The sequence below is a fragment of the Acinetobacter sp. UBA2063 genome, from assembly GCF_002333245.1.
Lineage (GTDB): Bacteria > Pseudomonadota > Gammaproteobacteria > Pseudomonadales > Moraxellaceae > Acinetobacter > Acinetobacter parvus.
Genome location: NZ_DDAH01000214.1, coordinates 6,110 through 6,616, shown reverse-complemented (window position 1 = coordinate 6,616; position 507 = coordinate 6,110). Strand labels below are relative to the sequence as shown.

At 41.8% G+C, this 507-nt stretch carries 1 protein-coding gene; it reads left to right on the top strand.

Annotation, left to right across the window (positions count from 1 at the left end; all coding sequences use genetic code 11):
• On the top strand, positions 1 to 507 hold a 507-nt coding region (gene pyrD, locus B4H32_RS10290; RefSeq protein WP_286802851.1), incomplete at both ends, for a dihydroorotate dehydrogenase (quinone).

The following is a 507-nucleotide window of genomic DNA, read 5'->3' as shown; positions in this document are numbered from 1 at the left end:
ATTATTAACCGTATGGGTTTTAATAATGACGGGGTGGAGCAACTGATTGAAAATGTAAAAGCCTCAAAATTCAAAGGTGTGCTAGGCATCAACATTGGTAAAAATGCCGATACGCCTGTTGAAGATGCTGTTTCAGATTACTTGATCTGTCTGGAAAAAGTCTATAACTACGCTTCCTATATCACTGTCAATATTTCATCTCCAAACACCAAAAATTTGCGCAGTTTACAAAGTGGCGATGCACTTACAGAGTTGCTACAAACCTTGAAAGGTCGCCAACTGGAACTTGCGCAACAATATCAGCATTATGTTCCTTTGGTACTTAAGGTTGCGCCAGATTTAACATCCGAAGACATTAATTTTATTGCAGTGCAATTACTGAAGTTCAAGCTTGATGGCCTGATTGTCACCAACACCACACTTGGTCGTGATGGTGTGGAAAACCTGCCGAATGGCAATGAGGCGGGCGGTTTGTCGGGTGCGCCAGTATTTGAGAAAAGTACCGAA